The following is a 25322-nucleotide window of genomic DNA, read 5'->3' on the forward strand; positions in this document are numbered from 1 at the left end:
ACGGAGCTCCACGATGTTCGACAGCAACAACGGTCTGGCCATTCTGCGCAACCGCCTCGAAGGCATCGGCGCCTGGGTCGCGCCCCTGGGACTGCGCCTGGTCCTGGCCTGGGAGTTCTATGAGGCCGGTCGCGAGAAGCTGCACGGCGAGAACTGGTTCGGACAGATCATGGAGGCGTTTCCTTTCCCGTTCGACCGGATCCCGGCCAACCTGAGCTGGACGATGGCGACCTGGTTCGAACTGATCGGCGGCATCGCGCTGCTGATCGGGCTGTGCACGCGGTTCTTCGCCGCCTCGCTGTTCGTGCTCACCGTAGTGGCGATCGCCGCCGTGCATTGGCCGAGCAACTGGATGGGCCTGGCGCAACTGGCCCAGGGTTATGCGATCAGCGACGCCGGCGCCGGTAACTACAAGCTGCCGCTGATCTTCCTGGTGATGCTGGTTCCGCAGATCTTCAACGGTGCCGGCCGGTTGAGCGTCGATGCACTGGTGGCGCGACTGGCAATGCCGTCGCCGCAACCGCGGGGTGACGCCCAGGGCTGGGGCATGGTCCTTCTCGTGAGCGGCCCGGTGGTGGCGATGCTGCTGCCGTTGCCGGGGGCGCTGATGGCTGCTGCCGGCGTGCCGCTGCTGGCCCGGCGCTGGCTACGCTGATATGCGTGTCTGCTAGGCTTTTGCCCATGATCGATGCTGGCTCCTCCCCCAAGACCCCCGCTGCTCCCGCCCATCCGACGCTCGCGAGCCGCTTCCGCGGATTCCTGCCGGTGGTGGTGGACGTCGAAACCGGCGGCTTTGACTGGAACCGGCATGCGCTGCTCGAGATCGCGGTAGCACCCATAGATCTTGATGAAAATGGCCTGCTGGTGGTCGGCGAGATCACCAGCAGCCACGTCGTGCCGGCGGCCGGGACGGAGATCGACCCGAAGTCGCTGGAGATCACCGGCATCGACATCGACCACCCGTTTCGCGGCGCCCTGCCCGAGCGCGCGGCGCTCGAAACGGTGTTCGCGCCGGTGCGCGCGGCGGCGAAGAAGCACGGCTGCCAGCGCGCGATCCTGGTCGGCCACAACGCCCACTTCGACCTCAACTTCCTCAATGCCGCGGTCGCGCGAAGCGGGCACAAGCGCAACCCGTTCCACCCTTTCAGCGTGTTCGACACGGTGACGCTCGCCGGCGTCGCCTACGGCCAGACCGTGCTTGCGCGGGCCGTGCAGGCCGCCGGCTTCGACTGGAACGGTGAAGAGGCGCACTCGGCCGTGTACGACACCGAGCGCACCGCGCAGCTGTTCTGCAAGATCGTCAATGCGTGGCCGAAACCGTTGCCGGTGGTGATGCCACCACCGGCGCCTGCATCCAGCTGAAACCTCAGGGCGAGGCCAGCTTCAAACCTACCAGTCCGGCGATGATCAGGCCGACGCTGATCATCCGCAGCGCGTTGACCGGCTCGTTGAACAACACGATGCCGAGTATCACGGTGCCGACCGCGCCGACGCCGACCCAGATCGCATAAGCGGTGCCGACCGGCAGCGACTTCATCGCGATCCCGAGCAGGCCCAGGCTGATCGCCATCGCCGCCACCGTGCCGACGGTGGGCCACAGCTTGCTGAAACCGTCGGTGTATTTGAGGCCGATCGCCCAGCCCACTTCGAACAGGCCGGCGAGTACGAGAATGATCCAGGGCATGACAACGTCTCCAATCCAAGGTGGGGCCGTCCCCTTGCGATCATGGAGAGGCGGGGTCGTCCCCGCTTCCTAGTGTTTGTTGCCGCTACTTCGGCACGCCGCGCTGGCGCACGACTTCGAACAGCGTCACGCCCGCGGCCACCGACACGTTGAGGCTTTCAACGCCAAGGCTGCCGGCGCCCGGCATCGGAATCTTCACCAGCTGGTCGCAGTTCTCGCGCGTGAGGCGGCGCAGGCCGTCGGCCTCGCCACCCAGCACCAGGCCGACGTTGCCGCGCAGGTCGAGCGAGTACAGCGACGTGTCGGCTTCGCCGGCCAGGCCATACAGCCACACGCCGAGCTTCTGCAGGTCACGCATGGTGCGGGCCAGGTTGGTCACCGGGATCACCGCGACGCTGTCGGCGGCGCCGGCGGAGGTCTTGCGCACGGTCGCGTTGACCTGCACCGACTTGTCCTTGGGAATGATCACCGCGGTCACACCGGCCGCGGCAGCGCTGCGCAGGCAGGCGCCCAGGTTGTGCGGGTCCTGCACGCCGTCGAGGATCAGCAGCAGCGCGCGACCCTCGGCCGCTTCGACGATGGCTTCGAGTTCGTTCTCGTTCCAGGTCTTGGCCGCGGCATAGCGCGCGACCACACCCTGGTGGCGCAGGTTGCCGACGACGCCGTCGAGCGCCTGCGTGGCGACGCGGCGCACGTCGATGTCCATGCGTCGCGCGTTGGCTTCGATCTCGACGATGCGCGGGTTCTTGGCGCCGGCCTCGATCAGCACCTCACGGACGTGCTCGGCATCGTGCTCGAGTGCGGCCGCGACCGCGTTGATGCCGGCAATCCACTGCTTCTGACTCATTGCTTTCTCTCATGGCCCGGCGGCCGATGCCGCGCGGGGTGTGGCGTTCAGTAGGGTTTCTTCGTCCGCTTGGCCGGCTGTCCGCGCGGCGGCAACGGCTTGGCGCCGCGCTCCTCGACCAGGCGGAAGTCGATCTTGCGGTCCTCGACGCTGGCCTTCATCACCACGATGCTGACACGGTCGCCGAGGCGGAACTCGCGACCGGTGCGCTCGCCGGCGAGGGTCTTGCGGATCGGATCGAAATGATAATAGTCGTGCGGCAGCTGGGTCACGTGGATCAGGCCGTTGACCTTGGAGTTGTCGAGCTCGACGAACAGGCCAAAGCTGGTGACGCCGCTGATCACGCCGTCGAACTCGCCGCCGACGTGCTGCTCCATCCACGCGGCACGGTAGCGCTCGTCGACTTCGCGCTCGGCCTCGTCGGCGCGGCGCTCGCGCTCGGAGCACTGCAGGGTCAGGGCCGCCATCTCGCTGGGCGAGTAGCGGTACTTCTCGGGACGGCCGCCGGTCAGCGCGTACTTGACCGCGCGGTGCACCAGCAGGTCGGGGTAGCGGCGGATCGGCGAGGTGAAGTGCGCATACGCCTCCAGCGCCAGGCCGAAGTGGCCGACGTTGTCGGGCGAGTACACCGCCAGCGACTGGCTGCGCAGCAGCACCGACTCGATCAGCGCGGCATCGGCGCGCTCGCGCACCTTCTTCAGCAGGATGGTGAAGTCGCGCGGCTCGACCTTCGGCCACGGCGGCATGCGCAGCTTGAATTCCTTCAGGAACTCCTGCAGGTCGGCGTACTTCTGCTCCGGCGGGCGCTCGTGGATGCGGTAAGGCGCAGGCACGTGGTGCTCGAGCAGGTACCTGGCGGCCTGCACGTTCGCCGCGATCATGCATTCCTCGATCAGCTTGTGCGCGTCGTTACGCTGCAGCATGCCGGCCTGGACGACCTCGCCCTGCGGGCCGAGGACAAAACGCACTTCGCTGGACTCGAACTCGATCGCGCCGCGGCGCTCGCGCGCCTTCGACAGGATCTGGTAGAGCTGGTGCAGGCGCTGGATGTTGGGCAGCAGCGAGCCGATCTGGCCAAGTGCTTCCTCGCGCGCATCCTCGGCGATGCCCTCGCCGACCGCATTCCAGACCTGGGTGTAGGTCAGGCGCGCGTGCGAGTTCATCACCGCTTCGTAGAACTTCGACTCGCCGACTTCGCCATTGCGGTCGACCTGCATGTCGCAGACGAAGCACAGGCGGTCGACCTTCGGATTGAGCGAGCAGATGCCGTTGGACAGCGTCTCCGGCAGCATCGGCACGACGAAGCCGGGGAAATAGACCGAGGTCGCGCGCTTCTGCGCCTCGTCGTCCAGGGGTGTGCCGGGGCGCACGTAGCTGGAAACGTCGGCGATGGCCACGATGAGGCGGAAGCCGTCGCGGTTGGGCTCGCAATAGACCGCGTCGTCGAAGTCCTTGGCGTCCTCGCCGTCGATGGTGACCAGTTGCAGCGCGCGCAGGTCGACGCGCTGCGCCGCGGTGGCGGCATCGACGGTCAGCGGCACGGCCGCGGCTTCGTCCAGGACTTCCTGCGGGAACTCGTGCGGAATCTCGTGGCCGTGGATCGCCGCCTGCACCGCCAGCGAGGCCGTGAGGCGATCGCCGAGCACGGCCAGGATGCGGCCGATCGGCGGCCGTTGCGGATCGGGCGCCTGCAGCAGCTCGCAGACCACCAGCTGGCCGTTCTGCGCGCCCAGCCGCTCGTCCGGCGGGATCTGCACGTTGCGCTGGATGCGGCGGTCGTCTGGCACGACATAGCTGATGCCGGCCTCGAGCACGAAGCGGCCGATCAGGCGATTGAGTCGACGCTCCAGGACGCGCGTGATCGCGCCTTCGCGGCGGCCACGGCGATCGACGCCGGTGACGCTGGCGAGCACGCGGTCGCCGTGCATGGCCTTGCGCATCTCCATCGGCGGCAGGAACAGGTCGTCGCCGCCGCCTTCCAGGCGCAGGAAACCGAAGCCGTCGGGGTTGGCGATCACCACGCCCGGCACCAGCGCAAGTTGCTGCGCCGGAAGGAATTCGCCCATGCGGTTGCGCAGCAGCTGGCCGTCGCGAACCATCGCGCCCAGGCGCTTGCCGAGCGCGTCGAATCGTTCCGGCGCGGCCAGGCCCAGGCGCTCGGCCAGTTCCTCGGCGGGCATCGGGCCATCGCCATCGGCCAGCATCTGCAGGATCACTTCGCGGCTGGCGATCGGCTCGGCGTAGCGGGCAGCCTCGCGTTCGGCGTAGGGGTCGTGGAAACCACCCGGTCCACCACCACCGGCTCCGCTGCGCGCGGGCAAATGCGGCGGCGGTTCAGGCATCCAGCCAGGGCGCTTGGCGGGCTTCTTTGCCCCTCCGGGTTTGCCCGACCTGGCGGGAGCGCCGGAGGTCTTGCGCGAGGGGGACTTGGTGCCGGACTTGCCGCGACTCGGGGGTTTCTTGCTCATTCAGCCATGGTCGCACATCGCCATGAACGCGGTGTCGCCGGACGTGCGCGAAGGCACGGATGCGACCCCTGCCGCAGAAACGAAAAACCCGCCTGTCGGCGGGTGATCGTTCCGGTCGAGATACATTTCGACCGTCTTGTAGTGGTGCCAGGAGAGGACTCGAACAATATGATAAACCCGCTTCAAAATAGACGCTTCCACTGGCAAGCCGGATTACATGCCCCCAAATATGCCCCCTCAAAATGGGTCAGGCAGGGATCCTAAGACCACCCACATTAATGCGTGGGAGTGGTTTTCGTCAGTGTATGGATCGCATGCCGGTCTGGCGCCAAGTAACGCCGAGGTAACGCTCGTTGCGTTAGTGGCCTAGTGTGGACCGCACAATACGACGAGAATGCCCCCTTGCGCAGGTCAGCCGGGGCGCATCGACGGCAACCCGGCCTACGCGACGCATTTCCTTCCCCGGCCTGGGACGCATCTAAGGTCTAGAACGAAAGCTTCGCGTGCCTGCCCGATCGCTGAGCTATAGCCTCGTCAGGCTCCGCCATTGTCAACGGGAAGATTTCCAAGGTCCGCTAACGGCCAGAAGCGGATATTGCCTGCCAGGAATATCTAGCCAGTGAACGCCCCGACCCGCTCGATCACCCAAAACATCGCGATGGTGCCGATCGCGTACGGCATCGCGAGCTCGGTTGCGGCTGGCAGTGTCCAGTTGCGGCGGCGCGCGAGGGCGAGCAGTAACAGCACGGCGGTGACAAACATCAGTTGCCCGATCTCTACGCCGACGTTGAACATCAGCAACGCCACCGGGATAGCGTTCTGGGGTAGGCCGACTTCCGCCAATGCCCCGGCAAACCCCAGGCCGTGCAACAGGCCGAAGCCGAAGGCTACGAACCACGGCGCCCGCGCGGTCAGGCCAGGTTTGCCCCGCAGCCCATGCACGACTTCGGCGGCGACGAAGGCGATGCTCAGCGCGATCGTGGCCTCGACGGGAGGACCTGGAACGTGCACCCAGCCCAACGTCGCCGCGACCAGTGTGATGCTGTGCGCGACCGTGAACGCGGTGACCGTGGCGACGATGCGCAGACCGCCGCGCACGATCAGCAGCAACGCCAGCACGAACAGCAGGTGGTCGAAGCCGGCGAGGATGTGCTCGATGCCGAGCACCAGATACGTCCTTGCCACCGCGAACGCACCAGCCGGCGCTTCAACGACGAACGCTGGCGCGTCCGGCATCAGGCGTTCGACCTGGCTGCTGCCGTCCAGCCGCTCGACGCGCGCCAGTACGTCGGTAATGCTGCCCGACACGCCCTCGATGCGGATCGTCTGCCCGACCAGCCCGCCCGGCCGATGTATCTTGCGCCGTTCGATCACAGCCCCCGGCACGGCGTAAGACTGCGGCGCCCCCACGTCTTCCGTGCCCGCCGGGAACACGAGGCGGGCTGGTGCGCGCAGGGACTCGCCCAGCGCGGGCACCTTCCACAGGACGTCGTAACGGTTGGTGCCGGTTTCGCGCAGTTCCAGGTAAGCCGGGCGGAACACATCCGCCAGCAGAGGCCACGAGAGCAACAGCAGCAGGAGCAGCGACCAGCGCCTGTTGCTGGCCGATGCGCGCTTCATGGCGTCGTCGTCACGAGCGCGGGTGCGGTCTCCGCCGGCGACTCGACCTTCACCGCGTAGCGGGCGCGCAGACGCTGATACATGTCTTCCTGCGCCTTGCGCAGGCGGCTGGCGAGCACGTCGCGCCGCACCTCTTCAAGCACATCGTCGAGCGAGGGCATCGAGCCGGGTTCGCGCACCGTCACCCGGACAAAGTGAAACCCGTACTGGGACTGGATCGGCCCCATCCATGCGCCGACCGGAGCGTCATCCAAAGCCTGGGCTATCCCGGGGCCGAACACATTCTCGACATCGCTAGCGGTGGCCGAATCCAGCATCGCGGGCAGCATGGTGCCGTCGCCGGCTCGACGCCAGTCGGTGCCCGGTGCAGCGAGGGCGGTGCCGACGGCGGCAATCTCGCCCCGGCGTGATGGATCGACGAAGACCTGTTGCATCGTGTAGAGCGCCGGACGCCGGTACTGCTGGGCGTGCGCATCGAGCCATTCTTGCAATTCGCGCTCGGTCGGCGGCTGCGGCGTCTCCTGCACCAGAAACGCGACCTTCTGCCCCACGCGGCGACGCACCACCGCGTCGTCGCGCTCCAGCCCCAGCGCGAGCCCTTCGCGGTACAGGACTTCCTCGCGGACGTACTGCTCGACCAGCCCCTCGCGCTCGTGGCGAGTCGGCGCGCGTTGCCAAACCAGCTGGAATTGCTGGTCGAGCGCGGCGATGCGATCGGTACTGACGACGATGCTGTCTCCCTCGCCTGATGCTCGCGGCTTCGCCCACGCGTACAGCGCGAACAAGGCCGCTCCCGCGATCACAAAATGCAGCAACGGCTCGCGCAGCAGTCGGCGCAGGTGGGGTTTCACGGCGTGTACCAGATCGGCGACGTCCAGGCACGCTCCTGAATTGTCGCCTCCACGTCCTTGCGCGGTGCGATACCCAGCTTGACCGCGTCGAACGTGCTCCAGCGCGGCGTGGGGATCTCCAACACGCGCACGTAATAGAACGCCGGCTGCGTAGGATCGAAGTCCGGGTCGGTCCATACCGCCGACAACTCAGCGGCGCCAATGTCGTTGGTGTAGGTCGCTGTCTTGATGTCGACCGTGTTGCCCACTGCTGGCGCCTTTCCAGTGACCGGGTCGACCTTTCGATCGCCCGACAGCGCGACATCGTAGATACGGTCCAGCGCCTTCCCGTCCTTCACCCAGCCCTTGATGATCTGGATGCGATCGAGGTTGGCGCCTTCGGAATCCTTCGTCGCCGCCACCGCGAACGTCGGCGCCTTGCCCGCCGGCGGCTTGGGCAGGTTGCCGCCCATCGGCACACCGCCGCCATAGGCAGTCTTGATCCAGTCCGGCTGGCGCACCAGATCGGCCGCGTAGTCATAGCCGCCGAAGAAGCGCGGGCGCACCCGGACGCCGCTGGTGCCAAAGGTCTCGTTGCGCTTGATCGCTGCGAAGATCGACTCGCGCGTGTTCTGGTCGGCCCACACGCCCGTCAATCCGCCGCTGCCCATTGCGAACGCATAAGGGTTCTCGGGCTTGACGATACGCGCCTCCGGCGTGGCATCGGCGTCACCATGCACGCCCTTGAAGTTGTTCTCCTCCGGTTGCGAGCCACCGGCATGCGAATCGCTGCCGGCGACGATGCCGAACTTGAACGGATTGGCGCCAATCTTCTGCTGGTACACCAGGCCGTTCTTGTACGCCTCGCGCAGGTAGCTGTGCTTCGGGTCGAACTTTGGCTGCTTGGAGAGGTCAGCGAACGTGCCCAGCTGGAAGGTGTCTGCCTCGAAGCCGGCGAACTCGTCGTTAAGCGCCACCAGTGGGTGCGTCTCCGACTCGCCTTTTACCTGGATGATCTCGTGCGCGACCTCGTTGAGCGTACGGCGTTTGGCGTAGGCCGCATCGAGCGGTTTCCCGTAGGAGTCGGACTCGGCGAACATCAGGCCGCCTGAGATGTTGCCGTTGTGCGAAATCGCGACCACGTCGCTGCCGTCCTTTCGCGCCGTCTCCAGGTAGGTCCACAGGTCCTCCGGCTTTTGCGAATCAAGCGATGAGAACGGCATTCCCGGTACCTTATCGGTGCCGAAGATGACGTTTCGGTGCAGGTTATTGTTGTCCGGCATCGACGTCCATTCGAACGCGATGAACGTGGTGAACTTCCCTGGCTGGTAGTGTTTCTTCGCCTCGTCCGCGTACTGCGTCCACACCGACTGGATGAGCTTGGGCTGCACCAGCTCGGGCCGCGGCTTGTCGGTGGCGATATCTTGAACGAGCGACAAGTACGCCTTCATGCGCGTGTCGAAGTCGGTACTGCGGAAGGCCTTGCCCAGCTCAGTGTCGTACAGCGGTCCGCCTTCGCGACGCAGCTCCTGGACCGCGCCGGCATATTCGGCATGATCGGTCACTGCCAGGAAGTCGAGCGGTCGCTTGAGTTGGATGGTCTGGTTGCCGAAGCGCGCGATCGCCTCTCCCTTCGCGTAACGGTAGGCATCATCGGGCGTGCTGTCGGTCATCAATGCCGCATCGGCCGAGTAACCGGTGTGCAGGTGCAAGTCGCCGAAATAGGCGTTGCGTTCGGGGTTCGTCGACGCAGAAGGTTTCGCGGCATCTTTTGTGGCCGTTTCGGTCGAATGCGCAGGGGGCGCATCGGGCGCCTTTGAGCATGAAGTCGCGGCCAGCGCGGCCACGGAGAAAGAAGCGACTGCTGCAATGCGCCAGCTGTGCATGACCGTGCCCTCGTGTGGAGGCGTCGCGCCGGAGTGTCGGGCGCGAAGCACACGTTATCGAGGCATCAGGTTCGTCAAGCCAGCGTGAAGACTTCGCACGGCGCATGGAGACGCACCGCGGCGCGGTGTCCGCTAAGGGTCGGAAGCGGACCTTAGCACCAGTCTCGGCGCTCAGGTAATCCCCGATGTCCGCTACCGGCCAGAAGCGGACATCCCCGCCGTCATCCGGTCTCTCCTGGCGCATGGAGACGCACTAACTGCCCTTGCATGCAACCGCGTGTTCGACCAACTCGGCTGTCCAGTCCTCAGCAAACGCAAAGCACCTCTCGGTGACGTATTCGCTGCCACGAGCGTACACGGGCAACACCGCAGGACCGGACGCAATATCCGAAACTGTCGTGCGCCATGCAGCCAAGCAGGCGTCCGGATCGGGATGCGTACGAATCAAAGCCCGTAGTGCCATGCGAAGGACAAGAACCTGAGCCTGCAAATCGCAAAGCGCTTCCTCCGTCAGTCGGTCCATAGGCGCCCACCAACATTGAGGTAAAGAAAGCGCCCCGCCTCTGCGGGGCGCTACTAGATCAGTTGTTGAAGGTTGATCCCACCTGGATGCGGCGAGGGGTCGTCTCGGGACGCTTCGGGATCATGATCTGCAACACGCCGTTGTGACCGGTCGCCGTAATCCCTTCAGGGTCGGCGCTATCGGGGAGGGCAAAACGGCGGTGGAAGCTTCCGTGTTGGCGCTCGATGCGGGAGAAGCGTTCGCTTTCTTCGATCTCGGAGGTACGCTCTCCCTTAATGGTGAGCAATCCCCTATCCATCTGCACATCGATGTTCTTGGGGTCCACGCCGGGAATATCGGCATAGAGGACGAAGCGGTCCTGCTCTTCCTTGATGTCTACTAACGGGATCCATTGGCTAGTCACGACTGACGATTCGTCCCTAGAGCCGCCTTGCAAAAAGCTTCCTTCAAAAAGGCGATCGATGATTTGGCGGACTGGGTCTGTGGTTCCCTGTCCGCCCCACTGCGGAAAGCGAGCCATCTGATTCATCGCATCTCTCCCAAAAAGCGTTGATCTCCGGATGTGGCAGGTCCCATCCGGGCTGAAAAATAGCGCGCCGACGCGTCTTTTCAAGCGGGGGATGCAGGTCCGTTGGCGATTCTTAAGGGTCGTCAAAAATTCGTAGAGATTACCCTTCAGGAATGTCCGCCTGGGGCCGAAACCGTTCCCAGATCCGCGTGCCGTCTTCGCCCGCCTCAAGCAGGCCACCGAGGCATTGGCTGAGATGATGACCGCGGCCGCAGCGGCAACAATTCTGGATGTGCTGCGGTTCGCCGCCGAGCAGTCGCTGCTGACTCTCGACGATCGCCTTGCCGCGTACATCGATGCGCCGCCGCAGGCCGATGAAGCTGCCCCGCCGGCAGACACTGCCAACGCGGGCGCTGCGGGGCACGCCCTACGGCGATCGCGAAACGGCATGATGGGCATGTACTGGATGCGCCGGGGTTAACGTGCACGCTTGGACGACCGAACTCGCCGGATTGGCTTACTTCATGATTCCGGCCTGGCTGGCCAACATGGCCCCGCCGTTCGCGCGGTTCTGGCGTGGCTGGAATCGCCCGATCCACCGCAACCTGCTGGGCGATCACAAGACCGTTATTGGCTTCGTCCTCGCGGTCGGGGTGGGATTTCTGGCCACGGCGATGCAGTCGATCGCGTTGCCGTCCGCATACTGGCGGTCGCCGGACGATTGGCCCTGGCTCGGTCTCGCCTTTGGACTTGGAACGGCGGGTGGCGATGCGCTTAAGAGCTTGGTGAAGCGGCGCCTTCATCGGGCGCCCGGGGCGCCCTGGATCCCTTTCGACCAGCTCGACTTCGTCGTGGGTTCGCTCCTGCTCGCCGCGCCCTTCATCGTGATGTCCTGGTGGAACGTCATCGCAGTCCTTGCGATGACGTTCGTGGCGGACCTGCTGGTGAATCGCCTCTCCTACTGGCTCGGAATCAAGCGGACGCCCTGGTAGTCGCGGCTACCGGCGCTGCTCCGGCTTCTGACGTTCATCCTGATCCTGTCCGTCGGCCTTCCGAGCGTCGTCGCGCACCTGGCGCATGGCGGTCGACAACTCGTGGTAGCTGGCAATGAAGCCGGTTTTCACCTCGTCCCAGGCCGCCGCAGAGCTCTGGCGCATCCCGCCATACCATTCGGACAACGCATTGCGCTGGCGCCGCAATGTCCCGGCCGAACGTTGCGAGCGACTGCGTGCGGCTTCGCTCATCGCGGTCCATTGCGCGTGGCTTTGCGCCTGCATCTTGTCGAGCTGGGCATCGAGCTCGTCCATGCTACGTCTGGCCACGGCCATCGCCTCCTGTCGGCGCTCGTAGGAGTAGATTCGGATGGAATCCACGGCCTCGCCAACTTCCTGTTTGACCTCCTCGCGCTGAGCCTGCTCCTTCTTCTCTGGTCGACTTTGTCCGGGCGGATTCTGCTGCTGGACTTCCTGGGCACCAATACTCGCCGCCAGGCTCATCAGCGCCGCCATGGCGGCGGCGATGCAGGGGACTCGCTTCATGACCGCTTCCACCCCTGTCAGTTGATGGGCAGCCGCTTGCTGCCGCCGCCCGTCTTCTTCGGCAGCGTGAGCTTGAGTACGCCGCCGTCGTATTCCGCCTTCGCAGACTCGCTATCGACCTCTGCGGGGAGGCTGAAGGAGCGAAATGCGCGTCCTTCGTAGCGTTCGCTGTAGACCTGTCGCTCCTGGTCCTGGTGCTGCTCGCGCTTGACCTCGGCCGAGATCTGGACCTGATTGCCCTGGATACTGACGTCGATGTGCTCCTTACGCACGCCGGGCACATCGACAGCGACCTTGTAGGCCTTGTCATCCTCGGTGATATCCATGCGCATCTCGAGGACGTTCTCGAGATCACGCGGCAGCGAGCGCGCGCCCAGCGATCTGAACACGTCCTCGAGGTCGCCAATGGGGTCGAAACGGCTGATCTGCCGCAGGGGGTTCCAACGAGTGGGGAGGGCCATGATCGGTCTCCTGGGGTTACGCGGGATTCGCCACGTCAGGGTGATGCACTCCTTCCCGGATACGTTGACGAGGATCAAAGAAGCGCGCTGTTGTCGCCTGCGGTCAATGGTCTGGCCCAGGTCGATGCGAGCGGTCCGCAGGTGGCGCCAGCGAGCGCAACAAGCGGGGAAGCCGCAGCCGCCCTGCCATTGTGAGCCTCGCACCTGTTGCAGCAGTCCTGCGTCGCCCGAGCTGCCGTGCGCCTCTCGGGCAAGGTCCTTCGATCTCGGCTGAGGTGTTGATGTGCGTCAACATGGAATGTCGCCGTTGGCGCCTACTGACCTTGCATCTGCGGGACCAGGACGCAAGGCATGGGCACACGCTCGATCTTCAACCGCTTCGCAAAACAGGCCGCGCGTTCCGCAGGACGGCCTGCTGCGTTCGCGCTGGCCTCGCTTGTGGTGGCGGCCTGGCTCCTCACGGGACCGGTGTTCGAGTACAGCGACTCGTGGCAGCTGGTGATCAACACGGGCACCACGATCGTCACCTTCCTGATGGTGTTTCTGATCCAGAACACCCAGAACCGGGACACCGAGGCCATTCAGATCAAGCTGGATGAGCTGATCCGCGCGACCGCATCTGCAAACAACGCTCTGATGGATCTGGAAGAGCTGGACGAGCAGACGCTCGACCTTTACCGACAACGGTATGAGGCACTGGCGAAGGCGACCCGACAAGCGGATGGTCACGATCCGGCCGATGCAACGTCAACAACCCAGGCGCGGCGCCCTGACCTTGACCTGGATCAATGATTGCCTGCGATCGAAGCGGACCATCCGCCTGACCGCCTCCCCGGGAAGCGCCGTGCCGCATCATGGACCACCGTTTCGCAAACTGCAGCTGTGCAGGCCTTCCCACGCATGAAAGCGAGCGCGTGCGTCGCCTGGCGGAGGAGTATCGCGCCGAAGGCAACTTTGCCCACTGGGCGGCGGGGTTTGGCGCCATTCGCCATGACGATCTGACGCAGGTGCGTGTGTACGCAATGCTGGAGCAGATTGTTGGCGAAGGAGGCCTGCCCGACATCCAGACCGGCCTGGCGCGTCTGGCTGCGGCAGACCGCATCGCCAGCGCGGGGCTCTGGCTCGTAGTTCACATGACGTACGCGCGCCGAGTGCATCTCGACGGCCGCTCGCTCGAAGCAGATGACTTCAAGACCCACCCGGAAGGACACACGGGTGGGTCTCTCAACATGGTCATCGCCTATGCGGCGTACCTGGCCATGAATGCTCTCGATGGACGCACACGCAGCTGGATGATGGGTCAAGGCCATTGCGTGGCGGCAATCGATGCGCTCAATGTGATCGCCGGCAACATGTCGCCCGTGCATGCGAAGCGGTACGGGCTGGACGATCAACGGCTGTCGCGATTCGTATCGGACTTCTATTCGTTCGCGGTGAGCCCGGATGGCCGACCCGAGTCGCCGCTGGGATCGCACGTGAATGCGCACACTGCCGGAGGCACGCAGGAGGGGGGATATCTCGGCTTTACCGAACTTCAGTATGTCCACGCCCCACTGCCCGGCGAACGAGTCGTTACCTTCCTGAGCGACGGCGCCTTCGAGGAACAGCGTGGTAGCGACTGGGCACCGCGCTGGTGGCGGCCGAAGGACTGCGGACTGGTCTCGCCGGTGATGATTCTCAACGGGCGGCGTATCGAGCAGCGCACCCAGATCGACCAGCTTGGTGGCGAACCCTGGTTGCACCACCACTTGCGCATCAACGGCTTCGAACCGCTGGGTCTTGATGGACGCGACCCGGCGAGCATCGCCTGGGGCATTGACTCGATGGAACGGCATCAGGTGGACGCCGCGGCCAGGGCAAGCGCCGGATGCTACGACACGCACGAGCCCCTTCAGTACGGCATTGCGGAGACCATCAAGGGATATGGCTTTCCCGGTGCGGGCAGCAATCGCGCACACAACCTGCCGCTCCCGGCAAGCCCGCGCGATGACCCTGCCTCCCGCGCCCTGTTCAATGATGCGGTGGCAGGTCTCCATGTGCCTCTATCGGAACTGCTTGAGGCCGTTGCCACGCTGTCGACTCATGACGACCAGCAGCGTCCGCGTGAACGCGACCATCCCCTTGCCCGCCGCGACGTCCGGCTCGAGCGCGTTCCAGAGATCGCGTGGGAGCCAACTACCCGCGCCAGTTCACCGATGGCCGGAATCGACCGCCTGTTCTGCGCCGCCGTAACGGCCAACCCGCACCTGCGACCCCGTGTGGGCAACCCGGACGAACTGCGCAGCAACAAGCTCGATCGCACGCTCGACCTGCTCAAACATCGGGTGCTCGACGCCGAGCCAGGTGTTGCAGAGTCATCGACAGGCGCGGTGATCACCGCGTTGAACGAGGAGGCGGTGGTCTGCGCAGCCCTCGGCAACAAAGGCGGTATCAACCTCGTCGTCACGTACGAGGCCTTTGCACCGAAGATGCTCGGTGCATTGCGTCAGGAGATCACCTTCAGCCGTCAGCTCACGGAGGCCGGCCGCCCACCTGGCTGGCTCAGCGTGCCGGTGCTGTTGACCTCGCAGACCTGGGAGAACGCGAAGAACGAGGTCTCGCACCAGGATCCCACCCTGGCCGAGGCGCTGCTCGGCGAGATGGCGGACACCGCCATGGTTGTGTTCCCTCCCGATGCGAATGCCGCGATGGCCGCATTGGCACAGGCCTACGCGACTCGCGGGCGAATCATCGCGATGGTGGTCCCGAAGCGCGAAGTCCCTGGCGTCCTCACGCCGGAGATGGCACGGCAGCTCTCTCGCGACGGTGCCGTCCGCCTGCATGGGCATCCAGACCGAAGTGCGATCGTCGTGACGGCCACCGGAGCGTACCAACTTTGCGCTGCGCGCCTGGCTCGCGAGCGTCTGGAGCAGCGCGGCATCGCGACTGCGGTCGTCTACCTGGCGGAACCCGGGCGCCTGCGGATCCCGCGCGATGCCCTTGAAGCTGCATACGTTGCCAATCAGTCGTTTGTTGCGGCGCTTTATCCTGCCGACGTACCCCGGGTGTTCATCTCACATACGCGACCAGAGCCGTATCTGGGCGTGCTGCGGCGCGTGGACACCGGGCCCCGCACAACACGTGCTTTGGGCTACATCAACCACGGCGGCACGCTGGACGTGGACGGCATGCTGTTCGCCAATCGGTGCACGTGGCTACATGCGGTCGCCGCCGCGGCGGACGTGCTCGGAATGGCATGGGGGAATCTGCTCTCCCCGGACGAGGTCGCGACACTCGAAGGCCGTGGCGACCCAGCCCTGGCGCGCACGATCGGAGGATGAGGCGGTGCGCGTTCTTGCACTCAACATGGGCTCGACCGGCGTGAAGGCAGGCTCCTTTGATGCCGATAGCGTTGGACGGCTACGAAAGCGCAGCGGTGCGAACATCGAATCCAGTGACGAGGCCTTTTCAATGGTTGATCGCGGCGACGCACTGCTCGAAGAGCTAGGGCGATTGCCAGTGTTGGAGACAGCTCCTGACGTGGTGACCCATCGCGTGGTGCACGGCGGCGATCGCGACGGCCCTGCGCGCCTGACGAATAATGAACTGGTCTCGCTCCAGACGCTCTCTTCGCTGGCGCCGTTGCACCAGGCCCCAGAACTGACGCTTGCACGCTCGGCCATGCGACGCTGGCCCGATTGCGAGCACATCGCCGTGTTCGACACATGCTGGCACCGCACGATGCCCGAAGTGCATCAGTGGTTCGCGTTACCCGACGCGCTGCACGAACGCGGCGTGCAACGCTACGGGTTCCATGGCCTGGCCTTCGCCTCGGGCATGGTGCGCGTCGCGGAGCTGGCGCCCGACCTGGCGCGGAAACGTGTCGTTCTGGCGCATCTTGGCGGCGGCAGCAGCCTGTGTGCCGTCCGCGACGGCGTATCGATCAGCACCACCATGGGCATGACGCCGCTTGGCGGTGTCCCGATGGCCACGCGTCCAGGTTCGCTGGACCCCGGTATCGTCCTGCATCTGCAGCGCGCACTGGGAATGTCCAACGAGGAGATCGACCATCTGCTCTGGCGCAACAGCGGCTTGCGCGGCATGTCGGGCGAATCCGGCGACATGCGGCGGCTGCTCGCGTCCGACGCACCGCGTTCACGCCGGGCGATTGCCGTCTACGTGTCGCTCGTGGCGCAAGGCGTCGCGGCGATGGCCGCATGCGTCGGCGGGATCGACGTGCTGGGATTCTCCGGGGGCATAGGGCAGAACGCCCCCGCGGTGCGTGCTGCGATCTGCAAGCAACTGGACTGGATGGGCACGCGTGTCGACCCCGCCGCCAACGAGTCGAACCGGGCGGAACTCACCGCCTCGGGCGCCTCCGTTTCTACGCTTGTTCTGGCCATCGACGAGGAGCATCAGATGGTGGAGGAAGCCATGAATTTCTGGCGACGACCACGCATCGGGTCCGCTCCGACGTGAGGCTGGCGCGCCGGAGAGGGGTTACGAAGAGTCATCTGGGTCCGTTGAGGCACTCATTCATGGACACTTGCCACGTCATGCTGTTGCGCCATCCGGGGCTGCCGTTGGAGGAGACCCTCCGCCCCCTTCCACGACCGGGTACCGGACAGGTGCGCGTGCGCGTCGAGGCCTGTGGCGTGTGTCGCACGGATCTGCACATTGCCGACGGCGAACTGGCTCAGGCGAAGTACCCCGTCGTGCCCGGCCACGAAGTGGTTGGTATTGTCGACAGCACCGGGGCCGAAGTTACGTCGCCCAGGCTTGGCGAACGCGTCGGTGTGCCCTGGCTGGGGCAAACCTGCGGACATTGCCCATACTGCCTCGCCGGCAGAGAGAACCTCTGCGCAGCGGCCGAGTTTACGGGCTGCACGCGGGACGGTGGCTATGCCACCCACCTGCTCGCGGCCGCCGCATGGTGCATCCCTTTGTCCGCGACGAGGGGCGAGCCTGCGGCGATCGCGCCGCTGCTTTGCGCCGGTCTGATTGGCTGGCGCGCGATGCGTGCTGCCGGTGCCTGCCGTTCTCTGGGGCTTTACGGATTTGGCGCTGCTGCCCATATCCTCGTCCAGATCGCCATTTCGCAAGGAATCGAAGTGTACGCATTCACGCGCTCCGGGGACTTCAAGGCCCAGCAGTTCGCGCGCGGGCTAGGGGCAGTCTGGGCAGGCGACAGTGATCAGCGAGCACCTTGCCCCCTCGATGCCGCCATCATCTTCGCCCCCAGCGGCGAACTAGTGCCCCGTGCACTGAGCGGCGTGTGCGGAGGCGGTCGCGTTGTGTGCGCGGGCATCCACATGAGCGATATTCCATCGTTCCCTTACCACCTGCTCTGGCAGGAGCGGCAGCTGGTCTCGGTAGCCAACTTGACCCGGGAGGACGCGACGTCCTTCTTCGCCGCCGCAGCCAAAGCCGACGTTCGCACGCATACAACCTCCTACCGACTCGCGGACGCAGACATGGCGCTGGCCGCGCTTCGGGAAGGACGCCTTCAGGGCGCCGCAGTCCTCGTGCCGTGAGGAATGTGGGGTGATGCCTAAGGCCAAGCGCTACTCCCATTGATTGGGGTCAACATTCCAAACGTGGAGCCGGCTACCGTCAGTGTCCATGTGCTGTTACAGCAATACCCCATGGGACGCGAGATGAACATTGGACAGCCCCCTGCTCTGCCGCGTGCCGGCGCCAGCGTACCGACCTCCGGTTCAGTGAAGAGGACGGGCACCCTGCGGGATCAAAAGCCGCGCGAATCGCGCGGGAACAGCGCCCCGCACGCTCGCCGTGATCGCGTTGCCGTCGAAGGAGCCCCTGCATGAGCATGGCGATTGAGCATCGTGCGGGACTGCCGATTCGCCGGGCCGGCATCGACACCTACCGCCAGCCTGTGCTCTACCTGCATGCGGACTGTACGGTCTGTCGTGCCGAAGGGTTTGCGGCATTGACCCGAGTCAACGTGCGCTGTGGTGACCGACAGGTGGTGGCCGTGCTCAACGTCGTGACGGGTCCATGGATGAGCCCGCAAGAAGCCGCGCTCTCCGATGCAGCCTGGCAAGCGCTGGACCCTGTTCCGGGCGCGATTGCGGAGTTCGCTCACGCCGAACCGCCGGAATCAGCCAGTGCACTTCGCGCAAAAGTGTTCGGAACGCGCCTGGGTGAGCCCGAGTTCACCGCGCTGATGCGCGATGCGTTGTCAGCCCGGATGTCGGATATCGAGTTGGCAGCACTGATCACCGCCTGCGCCGGCGATCACCTGGACCTGGACGAAACCGTTGCTTTCACGCGGGCGATGCTGACCGTGGGCGAACGCATCGACTGGGGGACGGGACCGGTGCTTGACAAGCATTGCGTCGGCGGCCTGCCCGGGAACCGCACGAGCCCGATCGTGGTCGCGATCGTGGCGGCTCTGGGTTACCGGATTCCGAAGACGTCTTCGCGGGCGATCACGTCGCCCGCGGGTACCGCCGATACTATGGCGACAATGACCACGGTAGACCTGGACATTGCCTGCTTGCGTCGGGTGGTCGAGCGCGAAGGCGGATGCCTTGCCGGTGGAGGAAGGCTTCAGTTGAGCCCCGCTGACGACGTGTTGATTCGCATCGAACGTCCACTCGACTTCGATAGTGATGGGCAACTGGTTGCGAGCATACTGTCCAAAAAGGCAGCCGCAGGCTCCAGCCACGTGCTCATCGACATGCCGGTAGGGCCCACCGCAAAGGTGCGCTCGCACGCCGCCGCAGATGCTTTGGGTCGACGTCTGGCGTTCGTTGGTGAAGCGCTGGGATTGCGGGTGGGAGTTCACGTTTCCGATGGTCGTCAGCCCGTGGGTCGAGGCATCGGCCCTGCCTTGGAGGCACACGATGTGATGGCGGTTCTGCTCAACCTGCCGGATGCGCCTGTGGACCTTCGCGAGCGCGCACTTGATGTGGCAGGTGCGGTGCTGGACCTGCTACCGCCCACTCGAGCGGGCACCGGTAGGGCACGCGCGGAAGCCGCGGTGGATTCCGGCGATGCGTGGGTGAAGTTCCTGGCCATCTGCAATGCCCAGGGCGGGTTTCGTGAGCCCGGACGTGCGCCATTCGTCGAGCCTGTGCTGGCTCCTCACCACGGACGCATTCAACGCATCGATAACCGGAAGTTGGCAAAAGTGGCAAAACTGGCAGGCGCGCCGCTGGCGACGGCGGCAGGCGTAGTCTGTTCTTTGCGGGAAGGCGACGACGTTGACCGCGGTACGCCTCTGTTTGAGGTCCATGCCGAATCCCGTGGCGAGTTGAACTACGCACTGGACTACGCGCGTCTTCACATGGACATCCTCGCCGTTTCCAATGAACTTTCATGACCGCCATAGTCTTGCCATTTCCGGATGATCACGACCTCGCGCGGGACGTGGCGCGACGCCTGCATTTACCCCTGGGGGCACTGGAGTGGCGGCACTTTCCTGACGGAGAGTCCTTGGTCACCATGGAGAGTGCGCTGGAGGATCGCGACGTCGTGCTGTTCGCCAGCTTGCGCGACCCGGACCGCAAGGCTCTGCCCTTGCGCTTCGTAGCGCGCACGGCCAAGGAGTTTGGAGCACGTCGGGTCGGCTTGGTGGCTCCGTACCTGGCCTATATGCGCCAGGACGCCCGCTTTCATGCCGGCGAAACGGTCAATGCGCGTTGGTTCGCAGAGTTTATAAGTGAAACCGTAGACTGGCTCGTCACTGTCGATCCGCATTTGCATCGTATCCCCCGCTTGGATGCGCTGTTTCGATTCCCGACCACGCACGTGAGAGCGGCGCCGCTACTGGCCCGCTGGATCCATCGAGAAGTCCCCTCCCCTGCGCTGATTGGACCCGATGAGGAAAGCGCGCAGTGGGTCTCCGAGATCGCTGGGGGGGCGTCCGCGCCATTCCAGATACTCCAGAAGATTCGCCACGGCGACCGTTCCGTTGCGGTGAGTGTGCCCGATGTCATTGGTCTGCGAGGACGTACGCCGGTTCTCGTGGATGACATGGTGTCATCGGGAGCAACGCTGATAGCGGCAACCTCCTGGCTTCGCCAACTCGGCCTTGCCCCGCCGGTGTGCGTCGTTATCCATGGCGTGTTCGCTGGCGACGCATACTCAGCCTTGCAGGCGGCCGGAGCGGTCAAGATCGTCAGCACCGACAGCATCAAGCACTCAAGCAATGCGATCGGCCTGGCACCACTCATCGCCGACGCTGTGGGGATGCACCTGGGTGGCGGGCAATGAACCCCGCCATCCGCGGCGCTGACGGTCGATCACTTGGTCTGATTGCCACTTGAGCGCCTCGCTTGCCAGCGAGACGAACAGGTTGTTGTAATCGGCACTGCGCAAGCCACCCTTCGGCACGCCACTCAGTTGCCGCCCGCGAAGAAGTTCGCCCCCTCGCCGCCGCGCAGGGGATAGGCCCAGCCCAGTTCGATCTCGACCCCGACGAACCAGCTCAGGCGGATGCGTACGCCCATGCCGATGTCGGCATACGGCGAACCGTCGCGCAGGCCTTCGCGGTCGTCGCCGCTGCCGCCTACTTCGACGAATGCGAGCAGCCTCAGCCAGTCCCATTTGACCGGGCGCAGGTACTCGAGCGAGCCGTAGTAGTAATAGTTGCCCTCGAGGAAGTCGGAGTCGTAGCCGCGCATCTGCCCCGAGCCACCGAGGGAGAACTCGTTGCGGCTGCCGGTGCCGCCGGTGAGCACGCCGGCGCTGCCCAGCACATGCACGGTCTGGTGCGGCACATTGCCGATCGCGCGTGACTGGAAGTAGCTGGCGGTGCTGCGCGTGTAGTCGTAGTCGGACGCCACGCCTTCGGCGGCGAGTTCGATGCGCGCATTGAAGCGGCGCCCGGTCTCGCTGTAGACGTGGAAACGCATGTCGTCGTAATCGGCCGTCCCGACCAGGGCAAGCGCCTGGCCGTCCGGAGGCGGCGCGAATTCCCCTTCGGTGTCCTGGCGCTGCCAGAACAGTGCGCCGCCCAGGATCCAGCCACTGCGTGGGCGGTTGCCGCGGAAGTCGCGCGCAGCGCCCACTTCGAAATGGTCGAAGGTTTCATCGAAGCTGTCGTCACTGACTTCGTTGCTGACCGGGTCGATGATCGGCGTCACCCGCTCGCGGCGCTCCAGGCGCACGCGCAGTTCGTAGGGGCTGTCGAAAATGTACGGCGCGCGGTAGCCCAGGCGTGCGCTGGTTTCCTCCAGTCGGTCGCGTTCGTTCGGGAACTTGCCTTTCTCGACCGTCAGGTTGAGGCGGTGGTTGAGCCCCCACACGTTGCTCCAGCGCAACTGCGCGCCATAGCTGTAGTCGCTGTCGGAGCTGGCGTCCATGCGCGGCAGCACCAGCAGGTGGTATTTCTCGCGCACCGCCAGCTCCAGCACCACGCCACCGGCCACGGCGTGCGTGGTTGCCTTGACCTCGCGGAACAGTCCCAGGTCGAGCACGGCCTGGCGGCCGCTCTCGATCGCGACCGGGTCGGCGATGTCACCGGGCACCAGGTCGAGCTCGCGCAGGATCACCTTATCGCGTGTCCGCTCGTTGCCGACGAGGCGGACTTCAACGATGCGCGGCAACGATGCTTCCAGCGGAGCCTGCGCACAGGCATTGAAGGCCGCAGCGGATGCCACCACGGCTATCGCCGCAGCTCGAAGCCTCAAGCAGGCACTCAGGGGGAAATGCATGCTGCCCGGCCGACATCTGGCTGCCGGACCTGGTTGGAGGACGATGCTGCAGTCCGGGCCACATCGCACGCCTGACTATCCGGCGACCGCTGATCGTCAAGGAATATCTGGGAGGCACAGCCCAACGCGACCACTGCCTGGAGCACACCCACGACCAGGGCCATACGGGTGCCGGCCAGTCTGTTACGTGCCATGGCGCGCCTCCACTGCCGTTGCGATTCAGATTGGCCGATCCGGCGTGGACGAAGTTGATCCACGTCAATGAAGACCTGCCTTTCGACCTGCGGGTGGGCACAGGCGCGCCGCTCAGCCCTTGTCGCCCGCGCAGGGAACTCAACTGAGAATCAGTCAGGCTGAACCGGCCGAAAGAGCGTAGAACTCCGTCCGACGGCCGCGGCTGCTCGATGGATTGGAGTCCGATGCTTCACCTTGAGCGACATCGACGACAACAAATGGGCTGGTTGCGGGCATCCGTGCTCGGAGCCAACGATGGCCTCATTTCAACCAGCGGCCTGGTGATCGGCGTATCTGCGGCCAATGCCGCCAGCGGTGACATCCTGATGATCGGCACGGCCGGAGTAGTTGCGGGCGCCTTGTCCATGGCCGCAGGCGAATACGTGTCAGTGAGTACTCAATCAGACGCGGAGCGCGCCGAAACGGAGAAGGAACGCCGGGAGTTGCTGGCTCAACCCGAAGCGGAATTACGCGAGATGGCCGAGATATACGAAGGGCGCGGTCTCAACCCGGATCTTGCCATGACGGTTGCCCGGCAGCTGATGACCCACGATGCACTAGGCGCGCACCTGCGCGATGAGCTCGGCATCTCCGAGCTGGTCAAGGCGCGCCCGGTCCAGGCAGGGCTTTCGTCCGCCGCCTCCTTCTGCGTGGGAGCGGCCCTCCCGCTGGCCACGGCGGTACTTTGGCAGGGGCAACATGGCACTTGGGCCATCGCCGCGGTTTCGCTGCTCCTCCTCCTGGTGCTGGGCGGGTCTGCCGCGCATCTCGGCGGTGCTCCGGTCGTCAGGGGAGCACTGCGCGTTTTCATTTGGGGCGCCCTGGCGATGTTGACGACCGCGCTGATCGGCGAACAGTTCGGCCTGTCGACGACAGGTTGATTCGGCCAGCAGTAGCAGGGTCTGCCGGATCAACGAACGACCACGACCGGCACTTCCGAGCGGCTGAGTAGTTTGATGGTGACCGAACCCAGGAACAGACTCTTGAGTGCACTGCGGCCGTGCGAACCCATGACCAGAAGATCGCATTTTGATTTCTTCAGGAACTTGATCAGCTCCTCGGCCGGATCGCCGATGAGCAGGTGCTCCTCGAAGTTGACTCCCGCTCGGCTTAGCCGCGCTTTCGCTCCCTTCATGACAACTTTGCCGTTGTCCTTGTGATAGCGATCGACGCCTTTGACGCCCAGCTCGATGGCAACGCGTTGCAGCAACGGCTCGTCAACGTAAACCAGCAGCACCTGAGGTGGCTTGGCCAACTCGGTGGCCAGTTTTGCGACGTGGCGTGAAGCTGCCTCGGATGCCTTGCTGCCGTCGGTCGTCACGACAATACGCATGATCGGCTCCTCCGCTTGGTTAGACTGGTCCCTATGCTGGCGCAACGCTCCGGGACATCATTGACCTGGATCAATGCTTGATCCGGTTCAGAGTCGCGGGTGCGGGCAGTTGATCCAGGTCAAGGTGACCGATGCGCGGAGGCGCACCATTTGGTCACCAACAACGCCGGAGATGACGATGATCAAGGACCTTGTGGTTCCGATGATGAATGTCCCGGGCGACCTCGCGACCATCGATGCGGCGGCCGCGTTTGCACTGCAGTGGGGCGCCAGGTTGACCGTGATCGAACCGGTAAATCTGCCGCTGCCAACCCCCGGACCGTGGGGCATGACCCCCAGCACATCGATGAGCGCGGTTTACGAGGTCATCCGATCCGAGTCGCAAGCCCGGGCGGCGAAGTTCCGTGAACACCTAGGCAGGCAGGAAGTGCCGTTCGAGGTTCGCGTGGTCGAATCGCTGTTTGTGGAGCCGGATCGCACGGCTGCCCTCCATGCGCGCTATTCCGACATGGTGGTAATGGGCGGCTTTGAAGAGAGCGCCCCCGAAGCGTCAGCGGTCCGCAACTACTTCGGCACCCTCCTGCTGGAATCGGGCCGACCCATTCTCTACGTACCTTCCGGGTACATGGTGCAGGCGGCAGTAAGGCGCGCCGTCGTCGCATGGCGTCCGACCCGTGAGGCCACCCGCGCGCTGCACGATGCGCTGCCCCTGCTGCTTCTGGCCGAACAGGTGGACGTGCTGGAAGTGGGTCCGCCGCGCAGCGACCTCGGCGACGGGGACGAGCCAGGTGCCGACATTGCGGCGCACCTGGCCCGCCACGGTCTCAAGGTGCGCGTGGTGGTTCATGAGCAGTCGGGCGAGGCTGTGACCTCGGCATTGCTGCGGCACTGCGAGCAGGCTCGTGCACAGATGCTCGTCGTTGGTGGCTATGGGCATTCACGCTTCCGCGAGTGGGTGCTTGGTGGAGTTACGCGCGAGCTACTCCAGTACGCCAGGATCCCGGTTCTCTTTTCGCACTGAGCAACATATCAAGGGCATCTGCCGGCGCAGATGCCCTTCTTCCTATCCCCTTCCTTTGCCTTTGCCTCGGCCGGCCTCCGCTGCGCATCAGCGCTTCTCGGAGTCGGTGAGGTCAAGTTCATGAATGACCTGGCTGGCATCGTCCGGGTCCAAGCGAGTTTTGAATCCGAGGAAAGCAGCCAGGTCCCGCATCGGCGCGTTCTCCGCAGAGTCGATCGAGAACATGGTGAGCACGCCAATCGACCGGGCCACCGCAATCAAGTGTCGCATCAGCACCGTAGCGAGGCCCTTATGCTGCCATTGCTCGTCGACAGTCACGGCACACTCGCAGTGGACGCCGGTGGCATCCAGGCAGTACCGGCTCACGCCGATGATGCGCTCGTGGCCCTCATCGCTGACTACGGCGACAAAAGCCACCTGGTGAACATAGTCGATCTCGGTGAGCTGCTTGAGGAGTGCATCGTCAGGGCTGCGTACCTGGCCGAGGAATCGAAATCGGCGGGCCTGGTCGGATAGACCCTCGATGAACTCACGCTCCGCCTGTCTGTCTGCCGCCGAAATGGGTCGGATCAGGACTTTGGTGCGGTCGCGGAGGGTTTCCAGCCAGCGCGGAAATGATTGTTCGGACGCGTGCGCAGCGACGGGAGGCTGTGTGTTCATGGGTGCCCCGCTTCATTGGTGTGCATCCAGCCTAGCCCGGGGCAGCC

Annotated in this window: 24 protein-coding genes; 12 read left to right on the forward strand and 12 right to left on the reverse strand. The window is 64.9% G+C overall.

Translation table 11 applies throughout. The annotated features are described in order from the left end of the window. Positions 1-13 precede the first annotated feature (13 nt). Both AC3A3Q_RS09070 and rnt read left to right on the forward strand, forming a co-directional pair. Positions 14-655 carry an HvfX family Cu-binding RiPP maturation protein gene (locus AC3A3Q_RS09070; RefSeq protein ID WP_487585925.1) on the forward strand — a complete coding sequence of 214 codons (642 nt, stop codon included), beginning with the start codon at positions 14-16 and terminating at the stop codon, positions 653-655. Positions 656-681: 26 nt separating this feature from the next. Continuing rightward, a complete protein-coding gene (gene rnt / locus AC3A3Q_RS09075) occupies positions 682-1362 on the forward strand; it encodes a ribonuclease T (RefSeq protein WP_487585926.1) in 681 nt (226 codons plus the stop codon). Positions 1363-1366: 4 nt separating this feature from the next. Here rnt and sugE read toward each other — a convergent pair whose 3' ends face one another. The 7 genes from sugE to AC3A3Q_RS09110 all read right to left on the reverse strand — a co-directional run bounded on the left by sugE (position 1367) and on the right by AC3A3Q_RS09110 (position 10387). After that, positions 1367-1684 (reverse strand): quaternary ammonium compound efflux SMR transporter SugE, encoded by a 318-nt coding sequence (gene sugE, locus AC3A3Q_RS09080; protein ID WP_158731508.1) that lies wholly within the window; start codon positions 1682-1684, stop codon positions 1367-1369. Positions 1685-1769: 85 nt separating this feature from the next. Continuing rightward, positions 1770-2531, reverse strand: a complete 762-nt coding sequence (rlmB, locus tag AC3A3Q_RS09085) for a 23S rRNA (guanosine(2251)-2'-O)-methyltransferase RlmB (RefSeq protein WP_487585927.1) — start codon at positions 2529-2531, stop codon at positions 1770-1772. 47 nt (positions 2532-2578) lie between these two features. After that, entirely contained in the window at positions 2579-4999 is a 2421-nt protein-coding gene (gene rnr, locus AC3A3Q_RS09090; protein ID WP_487585928.1) for a ribonuclease R, read from the reverse strand. Positions 5000-5611: 612 nt separating this feature from the next. Beyond that, positions 5612-6619, reverse strand: a complete 1008-nt coding sequence (locus tag AC3A3Q_RS09095; RefSeq protein WP_487585929.1) for a HupE/UreJ family protein — start codon at positions 6617-6619, stop codon at positions 5612-5614. Then, positions 6616-7470, reverse strand: a complete 855-nt coding sequence (locus tag AC3A3Q_RS09100) for a peptidyl-prolyl cis-trans isomerase (protein WP_487585930.1) — start codon at positions 7468-7470, stop codon at positions 6616-6618. Before AC3A3Q_RS09100 ends, AC3A3Q_RS09095 begins: the two co-directional genes overlap by 4 nt. Next, positions 7467-9161, reverse strand: coding sequence for a DUF3604 domain-containing protein (locus AC3A3Q_RS09105; protein WP_487585931.1), 1695 nt, complete (start codon positions 9159-9161; stop codon positions 7467-7469). The genes AC3A3Q_RS09100 and AC3A3Q_RS09105 overlap by 4 nt, the downstream gene beginning before the upstream one ends. Before the next feature lie 755 nt (positions 9162-9916). Further along, the gene (locus AC3A3Q_RS09110; RefSeq protein WP_487585932.1) at positions 9917-10387 is read right to left on the reverse strand and encodes an Hsp20/alpha crystallin family protein; all 471 of its coding nucleotides are present in this window, start codon (positions 10385-10387) and stop codon (positions 9917-9919) included. 238 nt (positions 10388-10625) lie between these two features. On the opposite strand from AC3A3Q_RS09110, the gene AC3A3Q_RS09115 reads away from it, so the two are divergent. Continuing rightward, positions 10626-10847 (forward strand): hypothetical protein, encoded by a 222-nt coding sequence (locus AC3A3Q_RS09115; protein WP_487585933.1) that lies wholly within the window; start codon positions 10626-10628, stop codon positions 10845-10847. A 31-nt stretch (positions 10848-10878) separates the two neighbouring features. Continuing rightward, entirely contained in the window at positions 10879-11358 is a 480-nt protein-coding gene (locus AC3A3Q_RS09120) for a CDP-archaeol synthase (RefSeq protein ID WP_487585934.1), read from the forward strand. A gap of 6 nt (positions 11359-11364) precedes the next feature. Here the strand turns inward: AC3A3Q_RS09120 and AC3A3Q_RS09125 are convergent, their stop codons facing one another. Together AC3A3Q_RS09125 and AC3A3Q_RS09130 are read right to left on the reverse strand one after the other, a co-directional pair. Beyond that, positions 11365-11904, reverse strand: a complete 540-nt coding sequence (locus AC3A3Q_RS09125; protein WP_487585935.1) for a sll1863 family stress response protein — start codon at positions 11902-11904, stop codon at positions 11365-11367. Positions 11905-11921: 17 nt separating this feature from the next. Continuing rightward, the gene (locus AC3A3Q_RS09130) at positions 11922-12365 is read right to left on the reverse strand and encodes an Hsp20/alpha crystallin family protein (RefSeq protein WP_487585936.1); all 444 of its coding nucleotides are present in this window, start codon (positions 12363-12365) and stop codon (positions 11922-11924) included. Between the two features lie 351 nt (positions 12366-12716). Here AC3A3Q_RS09130 and AC3A3Q_RS09135 point away from each other — a divergent pair, with 351 nt between their 5' ends. From AC3A3Q_RS09135 to AC3A3Q_RS09160, 6 genes are all read left to right on the forward strand, one after another. Continuing rightward, complete coding sequence (locus AC3A3Q_RS09135) at positions 12717-13157, forward strand: low affinity iron permease family protein (RefSeq protein ID WP_487585937.1); 441 nt, start codon at positions 12717-12719, stop codon at positions 13155-13157. 62 nt (positions 13158-13219) lie between these two features. Next, a complete protein-coding gene (locus tag AC3A3Q_RS09140; protein WP_487585938.1) occupies positions 13220-15685 on the forward strand; it encodes a phosphoketolase family protein in 2466 nt (821 codons plus the stop codon). Then, a complete protein-coding gene (locus AC3A3Q_RS09145) occupies positions 15648-16823 on the forward strand; it encodes an acetate/propionate family kinase (RefSeq protein ID WP_487585939.1) in 1176 nt (391 codons plus the stop codon). The genes AC3A3Q_RS09140 and AC3A3Q_RS09145 overlap by 38 nt, the downstream gene beginning before the upstream one ends. A gap of 77 nt (positions 16824-16900) precedes the next feature. After that, positions 16901-17878, forward strand: a complete 978-nt coding sequence (locus tag AC3A3Q_RS09150; RefSeq protein ID WP_487585940.1) for a zinc-binding alcohol dehydrogenase family protein — start codon at positions 16901-16903, stop codon at positions 17876-17878. A 290-nt stretch (positions 17879-18168) separates the two neighbouring features. Continuing rightward, positions 18169-19692 carry a thymidine phosphorylase family protein gene (locus AC3A3Q_RS09155; RefSeq protein WP_487585941.1) on the forward strand — a complete coding sequence of 508 codons (1524 nt, stop codon included), beginning with the start codon at positions 18169-18171 and terminating at the stop codon, positions 19690-19692. Then, positions 19689-20585, forward strand: coding sequence for a ribose-phosphate pyrophosphokinase (locus AC3A3Q_RS09160; protein WP_487585942.1), 897 nt, complete (start codon positions 19689-19691; stop codon positions 20583-20585). The genes AC3A3Q_RS09155 and AC3A3Q_RS09160 overlap by 4 nt, the downstream gene beginning before the upstream one ends. A 125-nt stretch (positions 20586-20710) precedes the next feature. On the opposite strand, the gene AC3A3Q_RS09165 is transcribed toward AC3A3Q_RS09160, so the two are convergent. After that, complete coding sequence (locus tag AC3A3Q_RS09165; RefSeq protein ID WP_487585943.1) at positions 20711-22003, reverse strand: BamA/TamA family outer membrane protein; 1293 nt, start codon at positions 22001-22003, stop codon at positions 20711-20713. A gap of 443 nt (positions 22004-22446) precedes the next feature. Here AC3A3Q_RS09165 and AC3A3Q_RS09170 point away from each other — a divergent pair, with 443 nt between their 5' ends. After that, positions 22447-23142 (forward strand): VIT1/CCC1 transporter family protein, encoded by a 696-nt coding sequence (locus tag AC3A3Q_RS09170; protein ID WP_487585944.1) that lies wholly within the window; start codon positions 22447-22449, stop codon positions 23140-23142. 29 nt (positions 23143-23171) lie between these two features. Here AC3A3Q_RS09170 and AC3A3Q_RS09175 read toward each other — a convergent pair whose 3' ends face one another. Continuing rightward, complete coding sequence (locus AC3A3Q_RS09175) at positions 23172-23594, reverse strand: universal stress protein (protein WP_487585945.1); 423 nt, start codon at positions 23592-23594, stop codon at positions 23172-23174. Positions 23595-23766: 172 nt separating this feature from the next. On the opposite strand from AC3A3Q_RS09175, the gene AC3A3Q_RS09180 reads away from it, so the two are divergent. Then, on the forward strand, positions 23767-24615 hold the full coding sequence (locus tag AC3A3Q_RS09180; RefSeq protein WP_487585946.1) for a universal stress protein: 849 nt from the start codon (positions 23767-23769) through the stop codon (positions 24613-24615). Positions 24616-24702: 87 nt separating this feature from the next. Here the strand turns inward: AC3A3Q_RS09180 and AC3A3Q_RS09185 are convergent, their stop codons facing one another. Further along, positions 24703-25275, reverse strand: coding sequence for an N-acetyltransferase family protein (locus AC3A3Q_RS09185; RefSeq protein ID WP_487585947.1), 573 nt, complete (start codon positions 25273-25275; stop codon positions 24703-24705). Positions 25276-25322: the final 47 nt, after the last annotated feature.

This window comes from Lysobacter sp. Soil_C_59 (assembly GCF_057656415.1).